The following is a 16,704-nucleotide window of genomic DNA, read 5'->3' as shown; positions in this document are numbered from 1 at the left end:
TTTTGTGCTTACTCTCTTTCAGGCGAAGCCTCTGTACTTCTCCTCCCTCCTCTTTCTCTGGGTGCTTCTATTTTAAAAGTTTGCTTTTCATTTCCAATTTGTACGGTATATTCCCCCGCTTGCAAGTAATATTTGCCGTCTTGAGCTTTTTTCAATTTGACTTCCTTCTTGGCTTTGTCTGAGAGTTCCTTTTGATAGCTTTCTACCACTTTTTCGTCTAAGGTCAAATCGTAATTGACAAAATTTAATCCTTTTTCGCTACTGTCTTTGATTTCTTTCAAAGGCAAGCCGTTGGCTGAGAGAATTTTAACCGTATTTTCCATATTCTTATTAGCATAAAAAGCAATTTCAAAAGAAGGGGTAAAAGGAGTGGAAAACTCACCTCTGGAAGCTCCCCATCTTTCATTGAAATTGGTGTTTTTCAAAGCAAAAATATGTACTTCTTTTGCCAAAATTTCAGGTTTTAGCTGCTGTAAATGAGCCACATTCCCCACATAAAAAGAACGACCGTGAGTAGCTAAAACAATTTCCTTATCTCTGGGGTGGACTACTAAGTCATGCACAGGTACTGCGGGGAAGTCCTTGACAAAAGCGTGGAAAGTCTGCCCCCTGTCCAACGAAGCGTAAGCCCCATGGTCAGTCCCAACGTAAATGATATTCTGATTTTCAGGGTCTTCTTTTACCACATTTACAGGCTCGGCAGGGAGGGCAGTGCCTATTCTTTGCCAAGTTTCTCCATAATTTTCAGAAACATATACATAAGTCTCAAAATGGTCGTTGCGGTAGCCGTTCAAAGATGCGTAAACCCTTGATTCTACATGGTGAGAAGCATAAACTTGGCTCACCCACAAGTTTTGAGGAAGGTTATCAGAAATACGTTTCCAAGTATAGCCACCGTCCTTGCTTACGTGAATTAGTCCGTCATCAGAACCCACATAGAGCAAGCCAAATTTCTTAGGCGATTCATGAATGACAGTCAGTGTCCCGAAAGGTACATTGCCTTCCTTTCCTCCTTTGGTCAAGTCGCCTGACAGGGTTTCAAAGCTATCTCCTTTATTCAGAGAGCGGTGGAAGCGATGCGAACCCATGTATAAAATATCTTGGTTATGACGAGAAAGATGAATAGGCGTTTCCCAATTCCAACGGTAAGGCGTTTCTCCTAATTGGTGTTTAGGCGTAATAAACTTTCTTTCTTGCGTATTTTTATTGATTCTAAAATAGTTACCAAATTGAAAGCCTGTATAAATTGTCGCATTATCTCTGGTATCTATTTCTACTTGCATACCGTCCCCTCCCATTAAGGATTGGAAAGGATAGCGACCTGAGTCGTGCCAATCCTTAGTTGGCTTGTTTTGACTGCTTCCTCCCCAAACACCATTGTCTTGCAAGCCTCCATATACATTGTAAGGGGTAGCCATATCCACATTGACAGAATAAAACTGACCCACAGGAATATTATTCAACTTGAACCAAGAATCTCCATTGTCATAAGAAATATTCAAACCGCCATCATTGCCCAAAATCAGATGCCCTTTACGGTTAGGATTTATCCAAAGGGCATGGTGGTCGGAGTGGGCATTGGTGTCGTCTAAGGCTGTCCAAGTTTTTCCACCGTCATTGGAGCGAATGACAGGTACGCCCATAGTAAAAACCTCCTGTTCATCATTAGGATTTACTCGCACTTGGCTGAAGTAATACCCGTAAGTGTAAACTACCCCTTCCAAGTATTTTTCGTGGGTGCGTTTCCAAGTTCTTCCTGCATCATCAGAGCGATAGACTTCCAATCCTTTGACGGTAATCTCAAACAAATCATCGTTAGCATTGATGTAATCTGCAAGGGCTTTAGGAGTATATTTCCCATTTTTGATGTCCTCTTTGATAGATTTAGCGGAGTAAATAGCAGGGATTCCGTAGCGGTCTAAATAAGCAGTAATATCCTCATCACTTTGCTTCATAAAGTCGTCTGCACTCATGGTTTTCAACATAGAAGGTTTGATTTTAAGCGTATTAGCAGTTTCTTCTGCTTTTTTCTCTTGAGCATCTTGATTGTCCATGACCGCATAAATGATATTAGGATTTTTAGGATAAATATCTAAACCTATGCGCCCTACGCCTGCGGTGGTGGGGAAACCGCTTCCTTCGGTAGTAACTTTTGCCCAAGTATTGCCTCCGTCAGTGCTTTTGTAAATGCCTGAGCCTTTACCATTGCCTACAAAATCCCACGCTTGCCTGCTGCGTTCCCAAGTAGCGGCATACAAAATTTGTGGATTTGTAGGGTCTATTACTAAGTCAATTGCGCCTGTATTGTCATTGACAAACAAGGTCTTAGCCCAAGATTTCCCTCCATCGGTGGTTTTGTAAAGCCCTCTTTCTGGATTGGGTGAGTACAAATGCCCCAAAGCGGCTACCCAAACTGTATTGGGGTCGGTAGGGTGCAAGACGATTCTTCCGATGTGATGGCTTTCTTCTAAGCCCAAATGCGTCCAAGTTTTCCCTCCGTCAGCACTTTTGTAAATTCCTGTCCCTGAGTAAGAAGAACGGCTCGAGTTATTTTCTCCCGTACCTACCCAGATATTGCCTAAGCTACCGTCTTTTTTCCACTCTGCGGCAATATCACCAATGGTCATTACTGCCTCATTGTCAAAAAGTGGCTTAAAAGTGCTTCCATTGTTTTCAGTTATCCAAAGTCCCCCAGAAGCATAGGCTACTAAAAATACACTTGGGTCTTGTGGGTTTACGTCTATATCCACTACTCTACCACTCATCACCGTAGGTCCTATATTATGAAAGGGAATATTAGCTACCAAAGAGTTATTTATCAACTCTTTGCGTTTCTCAAAGCCCTTCATACGGTCTGTCGCAGAGGTTGCTTTGGGCAAAGTAGGCTCGGTAGGTTTACTTGCTTTCTTTTGAGCAAAAGAAACCGAGCAGAACAAACTGAAAATTAGTAAGCAAGGTAAAATAAGTAAAAGTCGCTTTTTCATAATGCTTTCATCAAAGTAAAAATAAATAACACAATAAATTAAATAAGAGGAGTGTTATGTATAAACACATAAAACAAAGATGAGGAAAAAATAAATTTTATTTATCATTATTTCTCATAAAACAAACTACATTTGTGAAATATAATTTGTTTGAATTACGCATGGAAAAAGATTACAATACGCAGAAAACGCCTTTGATTCTGAAAGAGTACGGCAGAAACGTGCAGAAATTAGTAGAATATATCGCTACTTTGTCTTCTAAAGAGGAGAGAACCCGATATGCCCATACGCTTATCTCACTTATGAAGCAGTTAAATCCCTCTGTAAGAGAGCATAACGATAACGCACAACGCATTTGGGACCACTTGTTTCTTATGTCTGACTTTAATCTGGATATAGATAGTCCTTATCCTATACCTGAGCGGTCTATTTTACATAAAAAGCCTAAATCCATGACTTATAGGGTAGGTGAAGTTACTTATAAGCATTATGGAAGAAATATAGAAATCTTAATTACCAAAGCTGCTAAAATCACTGAGCCAGAGGAAAAACAACAGGCTATGTCATTCATATTCAAGCTAATGAAGTCTTTTTATGCTTCTTGGAACAAAGAAACAGTAGATGATATTACCATTGCCAATCAGCTGAGAGAACTTTCCAAAGGGCAACTTTCTATAGACTTGCAAGCCATGCGTAGTGAAGCCCACAGTCATGGAGAAAGAGGCGACAGAGAGCATCACAAAGACAGAAATCGTAATAATAACAATAACAACAGCAGAAAGAAAAATAAAGACAGAAAGAGAAAATAAGGAAAATGAAAGAGCAAGTGAAAAATACACTATCTACTTTTTGGTTTTATTTTACCTTACTTATCTGTTTCCTATTTCTGATACCTTTGCCACTTATCCTTGTTCATAGGGCTAAGTGGCATATTTACATTTATAGACTTACCAAGTTTTGGGTAGGTATTTTCTTAAAAATCAATTTTTTACCTTTAGAAATAGAATATCGCTTCAAGCCCAACCGCAAGCAGGTATATGTATTTACTCCCAATCATACTTCTTACTTAGACATACTTTTGCTTATGTTTGCAGTGAAGCAGTTTTTTATTTTTGTAGGCAAAAGTTCCATCTCCAAAGTGCCTATGGCAGGCTATGTCTATAAAAAAATGCACATTACCGTAGATAGAAGCAAGGTAAGGAGCAAGTACAATGTGTTAGAAAAATCTAAAATTGCAGTCAAAAGGCGTAGAAGCGTAGTTATCTTTCCCGAAGGTGGTATCCTTACCCAAGCCCCCCCTGCTATGACTCCCTTCAAAGAAGGTGCATTTCGCCTTGCGATAGAGGAAAGAGTCCCAATTGTGCCTGTTACTATGCCTTATAACTGGATAGCCATGCCTGACAAGTCATTTCCACCATTTATTCATCACAGACTCAAAGTTATTTTTCATGAACCTATTGAAACAGAAGGTCTTACAGTAGAACATATCCCTTATTTAAAGCAAAAAGTTTTTGAAATCATACAAAAAGAAATCAACCAACACCAGCGAGCATTATAAATACTCAGCGTAAACTATTCTTTGCAAATTTCTGTTAATCTGTTTATCTAATCATACATAATTTGAATAAAATTGAGATTTTCGTATCAGCAAACTCAACCTACAATCAAATATATCTTTGGTAATCAAACATATAAAATTTTTAGCTCAAAATGAACAATACTAAAATCCCCTGTGCAGATGTCAAACAATTCTCTGACATTTTCATAGATTATATTTGTTGTCATCATCAGTTAAGCTCTTTTTACCACTTATTTCCTTCTATTGAAAACTATGCAAAACAAATCCAAATAAAGCAAGATTTTCCCGCTACGCACCGCAAAGTTTTGCACCAAGCTATAGACCAACAATACGCTTCTATTCAACGAAAACCGCAACTTACGATAGACCTGCTCTTACAGCCCAATACTTTTACGCTCACTACAGGACACCAACTCAATATATTTACAGGACCTCTTTACTTTCATTTTAAAATTATTACCGTCATCAATGCCGCCAAACAACTAAGAATGAAATACCCCCAATACAATTTCATTCCTGTATATTGGATGGCAAGCGAAGACCATGATTTTGAGGAAATTAGTAGCTTTAACTTGTTTTGGAAAAAATACACTTGGCAGACAGAGCAAAAAGGTGCAGTAGGTAGATTTGACCCACATTCTTTGAGCGAGGTGATAGCACAAACGCCTGAAATGGACAGCATTTTCAAAGAAGCCTATGCAAATAGTCAAACCTTAGCAGACGCTACTCGCTACATAGTCAATGAGTTATACGGGCATGAAGGCTTGTTAGTCATTGACGGAGATGATAGAGAACTAAAAGGTCTTTTTAAACCTATCATTAAAAAAGAAATTTTTGAGCAACCTACCTACCAAGCTATTACCCAAACGAATAAAGAGTTAGAACGCTTAGGTTATTCGGCTCAGGTTTTCCCAAGAGAAATTAACCTATTTTACTTAGATGAAAACCTAAGAGAAAGAATTGTAAAAGAGGGAAATAGCTATAAAGTACTGAATACCTCTCTCAGTTTTTCAGCAAGCGAAATCAACCAACTCATAGATGCCTCTCCAGAAAAATTTAGCCCCAATGTAACTTTGCGTCCTGTTTATCAGGAAGTTATTTTGCCCAATCTTTCCTATACAGGCGGACCGGGGGAGTTTGCTTATTGGCTACAACTCAAAGAAGTTTTCGCCAATTTTGATGTGCCTTTTCCCATTCTTCTACCGAGAAATTTTGCCCTCATTCTCTCCAAAGCCATTCAAGGGAAAATGGAAAAATTAGCGGTGAGTATCAATGATTTATTTGTAAATGCAGACGATTTTAAAAATACTTGGTTGGCAAAAAATATTGCCGAACCTGTGCATTTGCAAGACGAAATCGCACAAGTAGAACAGATTTTTGAGCAGATAACTGAAAAAGCAGTCATGCAAGACAAATCGTTAAAAGAATTTGTCGGGGCGATGAAGCAGAAAACTTTGGCTTCCTTAGAACAAATAGAAGGGAGAATACAAAAATCTCAGAATCAAAAATTTAGTACAGAAACTAATCAATTATTAGATTTGCACAACAAACTTTTTCCTAATGGAGGTTTGCAGGAACGCACTGACAATTTTTTGAACTTTTATCTCAATGACAAAGAATTTTTGAACAAAATAGCCGATTTACTTGACCCCTTTGATTTTGATTTTAATGTAATAGTGATGTAATAAGTAAAAAATTTTATTTTTGCGACTTTTAAAAAAACTCGCAAATTTTATTTTTATGTATCTAAATAAAAAAGTGGTTATCGTCATGCCTGCTTACAACGCCTCAAAGACAGTAGCCCAAACCTACCAAGAAATCCCTTTTGAGATAGTAGATGAGGTGATTTTGGTGGACGATGCAAGCAAAGACGACACTACAGAAGTATCAAGGCAGTTGGGTATCAATCATGTCATTAAACATGAAAAGAACAAAGGTTATGGTGGTAATCAGAAAACTTGTTATCAAAAAGCCTTAGAAATAGGGGCAGACATTGTAGTTATGCTTCACCCTGATTATCAATACACACCTAAACTTATTACCGCTATGGTTTCGGTGATTGGGCAGGGTCTGTACCCTGTGGTTTTTGGCTCACGTATTTTGGGGAAAGGAGCATTAAAAGGAGGAATGCCTTTGTACAAGTATATTGCTAACCGTTTCTTGACCTTATTCCAAAATATTTTAATGGGACAGAAACTCTCCGAATATCATACAGGCTATCGCGCATATGCTCGCGAGGTCTTGGAAAAAGTCCCTTTTTACAAAAACTCAGATGACTTTGTATTTGATAATCAAATGATTGCTCAAATATTTTATCATGGCTTTGAGATAGCAGAAATCACCTGCCCTACCAAGTACTTTGCAGAGGCTTCCTCTATCAACTTCCGCCGTAGCGTAAAGTATGGCATGGGAGTATTAGGAGTATCCCTGCGTTATGCTTTGGCAAAAGCAGGCATTTGGAGTTGGAAGATTTTGAAGTGAGAGCCAACCAGTAGGGTTCGCAAAACCCTTAGCAAATTTCTTCGGTATTATTTACTATAATCTACTGAATTTGTATTAATTTTGCGTCCAAATTTTAAAATAAAAGGAGATTCTAATGACAGTAGAAACTTATATTCCTTACAAAGTAAAGGACATCAAACTTGCCGAGTGGGGCAGAAAAGAAATCAGATTAGCAGAAGCAGAAATGCCGGGGTTAATGGCTTTGCGTGCCGAGTATGGTGCTTCTAAACCCTTAAAAGGAGCGCGTATTGCAGGTTGCTTGCACATGACTATCCAAACTGCCGTTTTGATAGAAACTTTGGTAGAGTTAGGAGCAGAAGTTACTTGGTCTTCTTGCAATATTTTCTCTACCCAAGACCACGCCGCTGCCGCCATTGCTGCCGCAGGGATTCCCGTGTACGCTTGGAAAGGCATGACCGAGGAGGAGTTTGATTGGTGTATAGAACAAACACTGTTCTTTGGCGAAGACCGCAAACCACTAAATATGATTTTAGATGACGGAGGCGACCTGACAAATATGGTCTTAGACCGCTATCCAGAACTGATTGCGGGCATCAGAGGAATTTCGGAGGAAACAACTACGGGCGTTCACCGCTTATATGAGCGAATGAAAAAAGGGAAACTACCACTTCCTGCTATCAATATCAATGACTCTGTTACTAAATCTAAGTTTGATAACAAGTATGGTTGCAAAGAATCTTGTGTAGATGCGATTCGCAGAGCTACTGATGTAATGATTGCGGGGAAAGTAGCAGTAGTAGCTGGTTACGGAGATGTAGGCAAAGGCTCGGCGGCTTCGCTCAGAGGGGCAGGAGCAAGAGTAATTGTTACTGAAATAGACCCTATCTGTGCTTTACAAGCCGCTATGGACGGATACCAAGTATTGAAAATGGAAAATGCCATTAAAAATGCAGATATTGTGGTCACAGCTACAGGTAATGTGGGCATTGTAAACGAAAAAGTATTCCGCGCTGCCAAAGACAAAACTATTTTTGCCAACATCGGACACTTCGATACAGAAATAGACATGGCTTGGCTGAACAAAAACTACGGACATACCAAGCAAGAAATCAAACCACAGGTAGATTTGTATAATATTGATGGCAAAGACATCATTGTATTGGCTGAGGGCAGATTGGTAAACTTAGGCTGTGCTATGGGGCACCCCTCTTTTGTCATGTCTAACTCCTTCACCAATCAAGTATTAGCACAAATAGAACTTTGGACGAATCACCAAAAATATGAAAACAAAGTCTATATGTTGCCTAAGCACTTGGACGAGAAAGTAGCAAGGTTGCACTTAGCAAAAATAGGTGTAGAGTTAGAAGAACTTTCTCCTGAGCAAGCAGAGTACATCGGTGTAAGCCAAACAGGACCTTTCAAGCCTGATTATTACAGATACTAAATGTAATATAAACTTATTCCACTTTACAAGGAGTAGAGCTGTAAATGCTTTACTCCTTTGTTATTTTTGCCAAACTTAGCTTTCCGTAAAAGTACAAAACACAGCAGCGCTTCTTACCGTCTGAGCATTTTTCACATTGTTTATCAATTTTAAATAAAAAATCAATAAAAATTTTCAAAAGAGTTAAACTTTTTCTCTACTTTTGCGTTTAGGTAATTATTGCATATCATTCCTTTTTATTTCACAGGTAATTTCTTTTGACTATTAGCCCTATTTATCTTTTCTGTTAAGGAAAAAGCAAACCACGTTGATTTTGTATTAATTTTTTTAAACTTTGGAAACATTTTTTTGCTTGATTCGTTTCCTATGTGTAGCTTTGCAAAAATTTTTTGATACAACTCTTATCTAAACTTTTACTTTGTAGAAACATTGGAAACGAAAGACAGAATCTTAGAGGGCGCATGGCAATTATTTTTAACTTATGGGATTCGTAATGTAAGCATGGACGAGATTGCCAAGCATATTGGTATGTCCAAAAAAACAATCTATCAGTACTTTTCTGACAAAGATGATTTGGTATATCAGCTTATGCAAATAGGCATGAGCGAGCAGACCAAGCAAATGCAAGAAATTGCAGAGAGCAGTGAGAATGTGATAGAAGAACTCTACAGGATAATGATAAAAACGAAGGAAATGTTCAGCCAAATGAATCCTTTACTGCTTTTTGAAATGAAGAAGTATCACCCCAAAGCGTGGGAGGTATTTAGCCAATGCAAAGACAGAGAGATGAAAGAGCATTTCATTCAAACTTTGCGAAAAGGAATCAACCAAGGTATGTTCAGGTCAAACATAGATGTAGAAATTTTGGCAAGAGTAAGAATGGAAGTAGTACAGCTTATTTTTGACCCTAAAGTTTTTCCACCTGCGCAGTTTAACTTTTGGGAAGTAAACGAACAGATATTTGAGCATTTTCTCTACGGCATTATTACGCTCAAAGGACTGACCTTGCTCAATCAGTATAAAAAACAAAACCAAGAAACTATTGCATCTGCCCAATATTAAATTTTTAGCAACTAAAAACTTAACTTACAATTACTTATGGAACAAATCTTAAAAGAATTTCAAAAAGTGCTTACACAAAACTTTTTTGTAAAGCCCGATGCAGTAGGTTATACCAAGTCTTTTTACGAGGATTTGAAACTAAGCGAAAGCGAATTTGTAGCGATGATTGCCCATACAGAAAATGCTTTTCACATACAAATCGCTGACAACGAAATCCCTAAAATTAGAAGGGTACGCGACATAGTAAAATACATTAATCAATCTCAAATGCAGTAAAACAAAAGATTTTACTTGAATACTCAAAAACACAACTAATTGAATTTATGAAACTTAAACCGTTTATCTTATCTTTCTTACTTTTTACAGGAACACCTTTCATACTGATAAGTAAAGTACAAGCCCAAGATAAGGTGAAATTAGAAAATGTAGGCTTGAAAGAATGTATTGATTATGGCTTGAAACACAGCATTTCTGCTGTAAATGCTAAGTTAGATGTTGCAAAAGCAAAAGCAGACATTGGGATAATTTTCGCAGATGGTTTGCCACAAGTCAATGCCAACGCCAACTTCACTAATAACTACCTCATTCCTATTTCTATCTTGGCAGGTGATGCCTTTCCGGGTGGGAATCCTAATGAAATTCTAAAATTGAGGTTTGGCATCAGCTATACAAGCTCTTTAGCTTTCAATGTAAATCAATTACTTTTTGATGGTACTTATTTTTTAGGACTAAAAGCCGCAAAGGTCTATAGCGAACTTACCGAAAAATTAGCTGTAAAAACAGAAATAGATGTAGCAAATAATGTCGCTAAGGCTTTTTATACTGCCTTGATTACTAAACAGCGTTTGGAACTGGTAGATGCCAATATGAAACGCATAGAATCTCTTTTGAATGATACAAGAGCTTTGTATAAGCAAGGTTTTGTAGAAAAAATAGATGTGGATAGAATAGAGGTAAACTACAATGCTTTGGTCATTGAAAAGCAAAAAATGCTGAGAATGTTGGAGCTATCTTACACCCTATTAAAATTCCAAATGGGAATGCAAGTTCAAGATGAAATAAGTGTGAAAGGCTCAATCCAAGAATTAGAAAGCCTACAACTAAACGAGCTTCGTGCTGCTTTGGCAGAAAAGGAAGAGGGTTTTGACTATTCTCAGCGCATTGAAACACAGGTACTTAACACACAAATTGTGTTGGAAAAATACAATGTACGTCGTTTTAGAGTAGGTTATTACCCAAGACTAAACCTGAATTTTGGCTACGGAACAAACACAGGGGCTAATCAGTTTAATCAATTATTTGAATTTCACAGCCGCTGGTTTACCAATGGAGCATGGGGACTTACCTTATCTGTTCCCATTTTTGATGGCTTACGCCGACATAATCAAATTCAGAGGGCAAAAGTAGATTTGCTAAAAGCAGAAAATACTTTGAAAGAAACGAAAAGAGGAATAGACTTAGAAATTAAGCAAGCCTTAATTAACCTTCGCAATGCTTTGGAAAGCCTTGATGCTCAGAGAAAAAATATGGATTTGGCAGGTGAAATTGCTCGAATTACCAAAATTAAGTACAAAGAAGGTGTAGGGACAAACAACGAGGTGATAGATGCAGAAAGTGCGTACATTACTGCCCAAACTAACTACTATTCAGCATTTTACGATGCCCTCATTGCCAAAGTAGATTTGGACAAAGCAAAAGGGAACTTGATGAAGTAATGATTAATTGCAAATGGCAAATGTGAAATCTGGAATAAAACATAGGAAACACCAAAATCTCAATAGACTATAAAATCAAAAATTATATAAAAATGAAAACAAAGTTATTTAATATATTTTTCATAGCTCTGCTTGTACTAAGTAGCTTGTACTTAGCAAGTTGTGGAGGGGACAATGCTTCAGTAGAAATAAGCGAAGAGAACAAAGAAAAGCTATTAGAGGCTTATAAAAAACAGTACGCCGACCTCAAAGCCAAAATAGATGCTTTGGAAAATGAGCTAAGAGAGAAAGATGGCATCGCAAACAAGGTAAATCTTAAACTGATTGAAACGCAGCCTGTGGTTCAAAAAGACTTTGCTCACTTCATTGAGGTTCAAGGTAATGTAGAGTCAGATAAGAACGTTTCCGTTGCTCCAGAGATGAACGGAATCATCTTACGCATCAATGTTGAGCGTGGACAAGCGGTAAGTCAAGGGCAGGTAATTGCAGAAATAGATGCAGAACCTATCCGCAAGAATATCAGCGAATTAGAAACTCGCTTAGAATTAGCAAAGACCATGTTTGAACGCCAAGAAAATTTGTGGAAACAGCAAATTGGCTCAGAGATGCAGTATTTGCAAGCTAAAAATAGCAAGGAATCCTTAGAACGTAGCTTGGACGGATTGAAAGCACAACTGAAAAAGGCTTATGTAAAATCCCCTATCAGTGGAGTAGTAGATGAGCTTTTCATGAAACAAGGAGAAATGGCAAATCCAGCTATGCCTTTGGCAAGGGTAGTAAATCTTTCAGAAGTGCAGATAAAAGCTGATGTATCAGAGGCTTATGTACCAAACGTAAGAAAAGGAGATGAAGTAGTAGTATCTTTTCCTTCTTTGCAAAAGGAAATGCCCGTGAGAATATCTAACGTAGGTCAGTTCATAGAGCCAGCCAACCGCACATTCAAGGTGGAGATGAAATTGGCAAATAAAGATGGTTTCTTGAAACCCAATACCTTAGCAGTAGTGAAAATTAAAGATTTTGGGCAAAAAAATGCTATAGTGATTCCCACTTTCTTGATTCAGCAAAGTACTAATGGGCAAGAGTTTGTCTTTGTAGTTCGCCAAAACGAAAAGAAAAATACAGTAGCAAAAGTACTCATCAAAACAGGTAAATCTTACGGCGGGGAAACATTAGTAACGGAAGGTTTGCAAGCAGGAGATATTTTGGTGAGCAAAGGATACAATGAAGTCATTGACGGTGAGGAAGTAAATATCCAAAAGACTGAGCCAAAAATTTCAATGAATCAGTAAGGGGTATAACTTTCTAAGTTGTACAGCCTTTTTACCTAATTCTTTGAGAAAACCAATGAGCTTTTTTTGACTTGAATCACAATGTAGCTTTTAGCATGAAAAGTATTGATTAATACCCTGTTGCACCCAATACTGCTCATTGGGAAAAATGTGTTTTTACTCAAGCACGAGCAATTTGTTTCTTGTATGATACAAGATTACGTTTTTTAGAAAATGGTCAAGATAGCGGTAAGGGTGCACCAATGGCTTGTGCTATGATTTACTGGGGCAGTCATCCTCAGCGTTTTTATGATACATTTATCGAGTTTGGGGCAGTAGTAGATATTTCAAATTTGATAAATGTAGAAATTGGTAAGGAGCGCAATGTCCCCAAATTGGCTCTTAACATCACAAATTATTCTTTGAGTTTTTGAAACAACCAATACAAAACAAATGGAAAATAAAAAATCTAAACTACCTGAATTTGCATTGAGTACGTTTGCCATTAACAACAAAACAAGCGTATTCATCTTATCGGCTATTATTGCTGTCTTTGGCTTGATTTCTTATGGTTCTATGCCCAAAGAGCAGTTCCCCGAAGTAGTGATTCCTACGGTGATTATCAACACGGTGTACCCAGGAAACTCTCCTGTGGACATAGAAAACTTAATAACAAGGCACATTGAGAAAGAAGTAAAATCCGTCAAAGGAGTAAAAAAGATTAACTCTACTTCTTCCCAAGATGTGTCCGTTATTACCGTAGAGTTCAACGAAAACGTACAGATTAGCAAGGCTTTGCAAGATACCAAAGATGCGGTAGATAAGTCTAAGCGCAACTTACCTACTGACTTGGACACTGACCCCCAAGTATTGGAGGTAGATGTTTCCCAAATTCCTATCGTCATGGTTAATATTTCAGGGAACTATGATATGCAAAAGCTACGCTATTATGCAGAGTACTTAGAAGATAGGTTTGAGGAGCTTCCTGAGGTATCGAGTGCTAACTTGATTGGGGCTTTGGAAAGAGAAATTCAAATCAATGCAGACATCTACAAGATGGATGCAAGAAAGGTAACTTTTAGCGACATAGAAAATGCTATTCGTGCAGAAAATATCTCTATGTCTGGGGGAGAAGTCCTTACAGATGGTTACAGACGCTCCATGCGTATCTCAGGCGAGTTTAAATCCGTAGAGGAAATAGCCAATACTATTATTAAGTCAGAGGATTTAACCCCTATTTACCTCAAAGATGTAGCTGAGGTAAAAGATACTTTCGTAGAACGCAAAAGCTACGCACGCTTAGCAACAGGAGATTTTGCAGAAAAGGGCAATTTCCCAGTGATTTCTTTGCGAGTAGTAAAAAAGAATGGAGAAAACCTCATCAATGCTGATGAGAAAATTAAGAAAATAGTAGAAGAAGCTAAAAAGACCATTCTTCCTGCCGATTTGAATATTGTTTATACTGACAATCAGGCAGATAACATGAAAACGCAAATCTTGAACTTAGAGAACAATATCATTTTCAGTACCTTATTGGTTATCAGCGTATTGTTATTTTTCATGGGTTTAAGAAATGCACTTTTTGTGGGGATAGCCATTCCGCTTTCTATGTTTATTTCCTTCATTATCTTGAATGCTATGGGCTATACGGTCAATATTATGGTGCTTTTTGGGTTGATATTGGCTTTGGGTATGTTGGTGGATAATGGGATAGTAGTTATCGAGAATATTTATCGGCAAATGGAAGACGGAGAGGAGCGAGAAAGTGCAGCCAAGCATGGCGTTGGAGAGGTCGCTTGGCCCATCATCAGCTCTACACTGACTACTTTGGCGGCATTCGTACCTCTGATATTTTGGGGAGGTATCATTGGTGAGTTCATGGGTATCCTTCCTGTTACCTTAATTGCTGTATTGAGTTCCTCGCTTTTTGTAGGCTTATTTGTGAATCCTGTATTAGCGGCTGCTTTTATGAAACTCGATGACAAAGACCACAAGCCTAATAGGAAAAGAGTTACCATTACAGGTTTGTCCTTAATTGCCTTATCGCTTCCTTTCTATTTCATGGTCAAGGAAAGCTATACTTTCCCTAACTTATTGATGACGGCTGGTTTGTTTACGCTTCTAAACGCCTACGTACTCAGAGGGGCGGCTATTTGGTTTCAAAACAATGCTTTGGTTTGGTTAGAAAATGTGTATTTGCGTTTCTTGCGTTTTGCTCTTTCAGGGAAAAGACCTATACTATTTTTTGCAGGAATGTTTGTTACTCTAATTTTGTCAATTATAGTTTTCTTTTCCAATAGACCCTTAGTTTTGCTTTTCCCTGATAATGAGCCACTTTATATTTATTTATACAATGAAGCTCCTTTGGGGACAGACATAGAAACCACAGACAAGATTACCAAAGAGTTAGAGAAAAAAGTGTTTGAAACCCTTAAGCCGTATAAGAATATTGTAACCTCTATAGTAACCAATGTAGGCGAAGGCACAGGCAACCCTATGGCAGGACCAGGGGCGGGAATGTCCTCCTCTTTTACTCCACACAAAAGCAAGATTTCTATAGGTTTTATAGACTATGAAAAAAGAAACGGCGTGGAAACAGCGGAAATCCTGAAAAAGTTTAGTGAAATGACAGAATCTATCCCCGGTCTGAAAATTACTACAGGGAAAAATAACTCAGGACCTCCCACAGGTTTCCCTGTAAATATAGAGGTAAAAGGGGTGGACTACGTAACACTCATTAATGAGGCAGAAAAAATTAAGACCATCATAGAAAAAGCAAACATAGAAGGTTTAGACGGATTGACAACTGATTTGGAGATAGGCAAGCCAGAAGTAATGCTCAATATTGATAGAGAAAAAGCTCGTAGATTGGGACTTTCTACTTCCTCTTTGGCAACAAGTATGCGTACTGCTATTTATGGAAAAGAAGTTTCTAAGTTCAAAGACGGCGATGACGACTACCCTATACAGCTGCGTTTGCAAGACCGCTATCGCTACGATTTAGCCTCTTTGAACGACCAGAAAATCTCATTCAGAGATAACAAGGGCAAATTCCACCAAATCCCTATTTCTGCGGTGGCGGATATGCGCTATACTTCTTCTTATGGCTCTGTAAAACGCAAGGATTTGGACAAAGTAATTGTAATAAGGTCAGGAGTAGCTGAGGGTTACAACCCTAACCAAATCGTAGAACAAGTAAGGGCTTTGTTAGCAAATCATAAAATGCCAGAAGGTTATACCTTCAAGTTTACAGGGGAACAAGAAGAACAAGCAGAGTCTATGGCATTTTTGATGAAAGCCATGCTCATAGCCGTAGCCACTATATTCTTGATTTTGGTTTCTCAGTTTAACTCTGTTATCAAGCCATTTATCATTATGACTTCGGTGCTATTCAGCTTGCAAGGGGTATTCTTAGGCATGGCTATTTTCAACGACCCTTTCATTATCATTATGACAGGTATTGGGATAATTTCTTTGGCAGGGGTAGTAGTAAACAATGCAATAGTATTGGTGGACTATGCGGGACAGTTGGAAAGAAGAAAATTAGCTTCCTTAGGGTTAAGCCCTAAAGATAAACTCGACAAAGAGGATTTGATAGAAGTCTTGGTAGAGGCAGGTTATACTCGTCTGCGTCCCGTATTACTCACGGCTATTACAACCGTCTTAGGCTTGATTCCTATGGCAGTGGGCTTAAACTTAGACTTTTTCTCGCTTTACAGAAATTTTGACCCTAATATCTACACAGGTGGCGACAATGCGGCTTTCTGGGGGCCTATGGCTTGGACAGTGGTATATGGTCTGACCTTTGCTACATTTTTGACTCTGATAGTTGTGCCTGTTATGTTCCTCTTGGCTGAGAGAGCAGCAGGAAAAATTAAGAACAAGGTGAAAAAAGCTAAGCAAAACGAAATAATTTTAGAGCCTGAAAAAGAAGAAGCCGTAACTATATAAATTTTTGTGTGCAAATAAGTGATTGCAATTGAAATGTTCCGTTTTGAAAAAAAATGGAACATTTTTTTTAAATATAGAATAAGTTTTATCAAATTGACATGAAATTTGATAAACGAAAACATACAAATTGGTTTATATTTTGTAACTTGCATTTCTATTTGGTTGCGTTGAGGTTTCTCAAGCTAAATTCCACCCCCACAATATTATTGGATAGGAAATAGATATAGTTATAAGGGTG

General features: G+C 38.1%; 12 protein-coding genes. 11 read left to right on the top strand and 1 reads right to left on the bottom strand.

The window, feature by feature from the left end:
* Window positions 1-8: 8 nt before the first annotated feature.
* Complete coding sequence (locus tag BM141_RS07655; RefSeq protein ID WP_091542755.1) at window positions 9-2,984, bottom strand: WD40/YVTN/BNR-like repeat-containing protein; 2,976 nt, start codon at window positions 2,982-2,984, stop codon at window positions 9-11.
* A 134-nt stretch (window positions 2,985-3,118) separates the two neighbouring features.
* Between BM141_RS07655 and BM141_RS07650 the strand changes: the two genes are divergently transcribed.
* The 11 genes from BM141_RS07650 (at window position 3,119) to BM141_RS07600 (ending at window position 16,466) form a co-directional block, all read left to right on the top strand.
* The gene (locus BM141_RS07650) at window positions 3,119-3,793 is read left to right on the top strand and encodes a DUF4290 domain-containing protein (protein WP_245764009.1); all 675 of its coding nucleotides are present in this window, start codon (window positions 3,119-3,121) and stop codon (window positions 3,791-3,793) included.
* 17 nt (window positions 3,794-3,810) lie between these two features.
* On the top strand, window positions 3,811-4,542 hold the full coding sequence (locus BM141_RS07645; protein ID WP_221407643.1) for a lysophospholipid acyltransferase family protein: 732 nt from the start codon (window positions 3,811-3,813) through the stop codon (window positions 4,540-4,542).
* Between the two features lie 152 nt (window positions 4,543-4,694).
* Window positions 4,695-6,248 carry a bacillithiol biosynthesis cysteine-adding enzyme BshC gene (gene bshC / locus BM141_RS07640; RefSeq protein WP_091542748.1) on the top strand — a complete coding sequence of 518 codons (1,554 nt, stop codon included), beginning with the start codon at window positions 4,695-4,697 and terminating at the stop codon, window positions 6,246-6,248.
* 55 nt (window positions 6,249-6,303) lie between these two features.
* On the top strand, window positions 6,304-7,044 hold the full coding sequence (locus BM141_RS07635) for a glycosyltransferase family 2 protein (protein WP_091542746.1): 741 nt from the start codon (window positions 6,304-6,306) through the stop codon (window positions 7,042-7,044).
* Window positions 7,045-7,159: 115 nt separating this feature from the next.
* Window positions 7,160-8,470: an adenosylhomocysteinase gene (ahcY, locus tag BM141_RS07630; RefSeq protein ID WP_091542745.1), complete on the top strand. Its 1,311-nt coding sequence runs from the start codon at window positions 7,160-7,162 to the stop codon at window positions 8,468-8,470.
* Window positions 8,471-8,899: 429 nt separating this feature from the next.
* Window positions 8,900-9,532, top strand: a complete 633-nt coding sequence (locus BM141_RS07625) for a TetR/AcrR family transcriptional regulator (RefSeq protein ID WP_091542742.1) — start codon at window positions 8,900-8,902, stop codon at window positions 9,530-9,532.
* Window positions 9,533-9,568: 36 nt separating this feature from the next.
* Window positions 9,569-9,808: an acyl carrier protein gene (locus BM141_RS07620; RefSeq protein WP_091542740.1), complete on the top strand. Its 240-nt coding sequence runs from the start codon at window positions 9,569-9,571 to the stop codon at window positions 9,806-9,808.
* 47 nt (window positions 9,809-9,855) lie between these two features.
* Window positions 9,856-11,247 carry a TolC family protein gene (locus tag BM141_RS07615; RefSeq protein ID WP_091542737.1) on the top strand — a complete coding sequence of 464 codons (1,392 nt, stop codon included), beginning with the start codon at window positions 9,856-9,858 and terminating at the stop codon, window positions 11,245-11,247.
* A gap of 92 nt (window positions 11,248-11,339) precedes the next feature.
* On the top strand, window positions 11,340-12,536 hold the full coding sequence (locus BM141_RS07610; protein WP_091542735.1) for an efflux RND transporter periplasmic adaptor subunit: 1,197 nt from the start codon (window positions 11,340-11,342) through the stop codon (window positions 12,534-12,536).
* 182 nt (window positions 12,537-12,718) lie between these two features.
* Complete coding sequence (locus tag BM141_RS07605; protein WP_091542732.1) at window positions 12,719-12,949, top strand: hypothetical protein; 231 nt, start codon at window positions 12,719-12,721, stop codon at window positions 12,947-12,949.
* A gap of 19 nt (window positions 12,950-12,968) precedes the next feature.
* Entirely contained in the window at window positions 12,969-16,466 is a 3,498-nt protein-coding gene (locus BM141_RS07600; RefSeq protein WP_091542729.1) for an efflux RND transporter permease subunit, read from the top strand.
* Window positions 16,467-16,704 lie beyond the last annotated feature (238 nt).

It is taken from the genome of Thermoflexibacter ruber (assembly GCF_900113045.1).
Taxonomy (GTDB): Bacteria; Bacteroidota; Bacteroidia; order Cytophagales; family Thermoflexibacteraceae; genus Thermoflexibacter; species Thermoflexibacter ruber.
The sequence above is the reverse complement of the archived record's forward strand: the minus strand, read 5'-3'. Positions and strand labels throughout refer to the sequence as shown.

Coding starts and splice junctions, on each gene's coding strand:
- BM141_RS07635 (WP_091542746.1), top strand. CDS start 6,304: ATGTATCTAAATAAAAAAGTGGTTATCGTCATGCCTGCTTACAACGCC.
- BM141_RS07600 (WP_091542729.1), top strand. CDS start 12,969: ATGGAAAATAAAAAATCTAAACTACCTGAATTTGCATTGAGTACGTTT.
- BM141_RS07655 (WP_091542755.1), bottom strand. CDS start 2,984: ATGAAAAAGCGACTTTTACTTATTTTACCTTGCTTACTAATTTTCAGT.
- BM141_RS07610 (WP_091542735.1), top strand. CDS start 11,340: ATGAAAACAAAGTTATTTAATATATTTTTCATAGCTCTGCTTGTACTA.
- BM141_RS07620 (WP_091542740.1), top strand. CDS start 9,569: ATGGAACAAATCTTAAAAGAATTTCAAAAAGTGCTTACACAAAACTTT.
- bshC (WP_091542748.1), top strand. CDS start 4,695: ATGAACAATACTAAAATCCCCTGTGCAGATGTCAAACAATTCTCTGAC.
- ahcY (WP_091542745.1), top strand. CDS start 7,160: ATGACAGTAGAAACTTATATTCCTTACAAAGTAAAGGACATCAAACTT.
- BM141_RS07615 (WP_091542737.1), top strand. CDS start 9,856: ATGAAACTTAAACCGTTTATCTTATCTTTCTTACTTTTTACAGGAACA.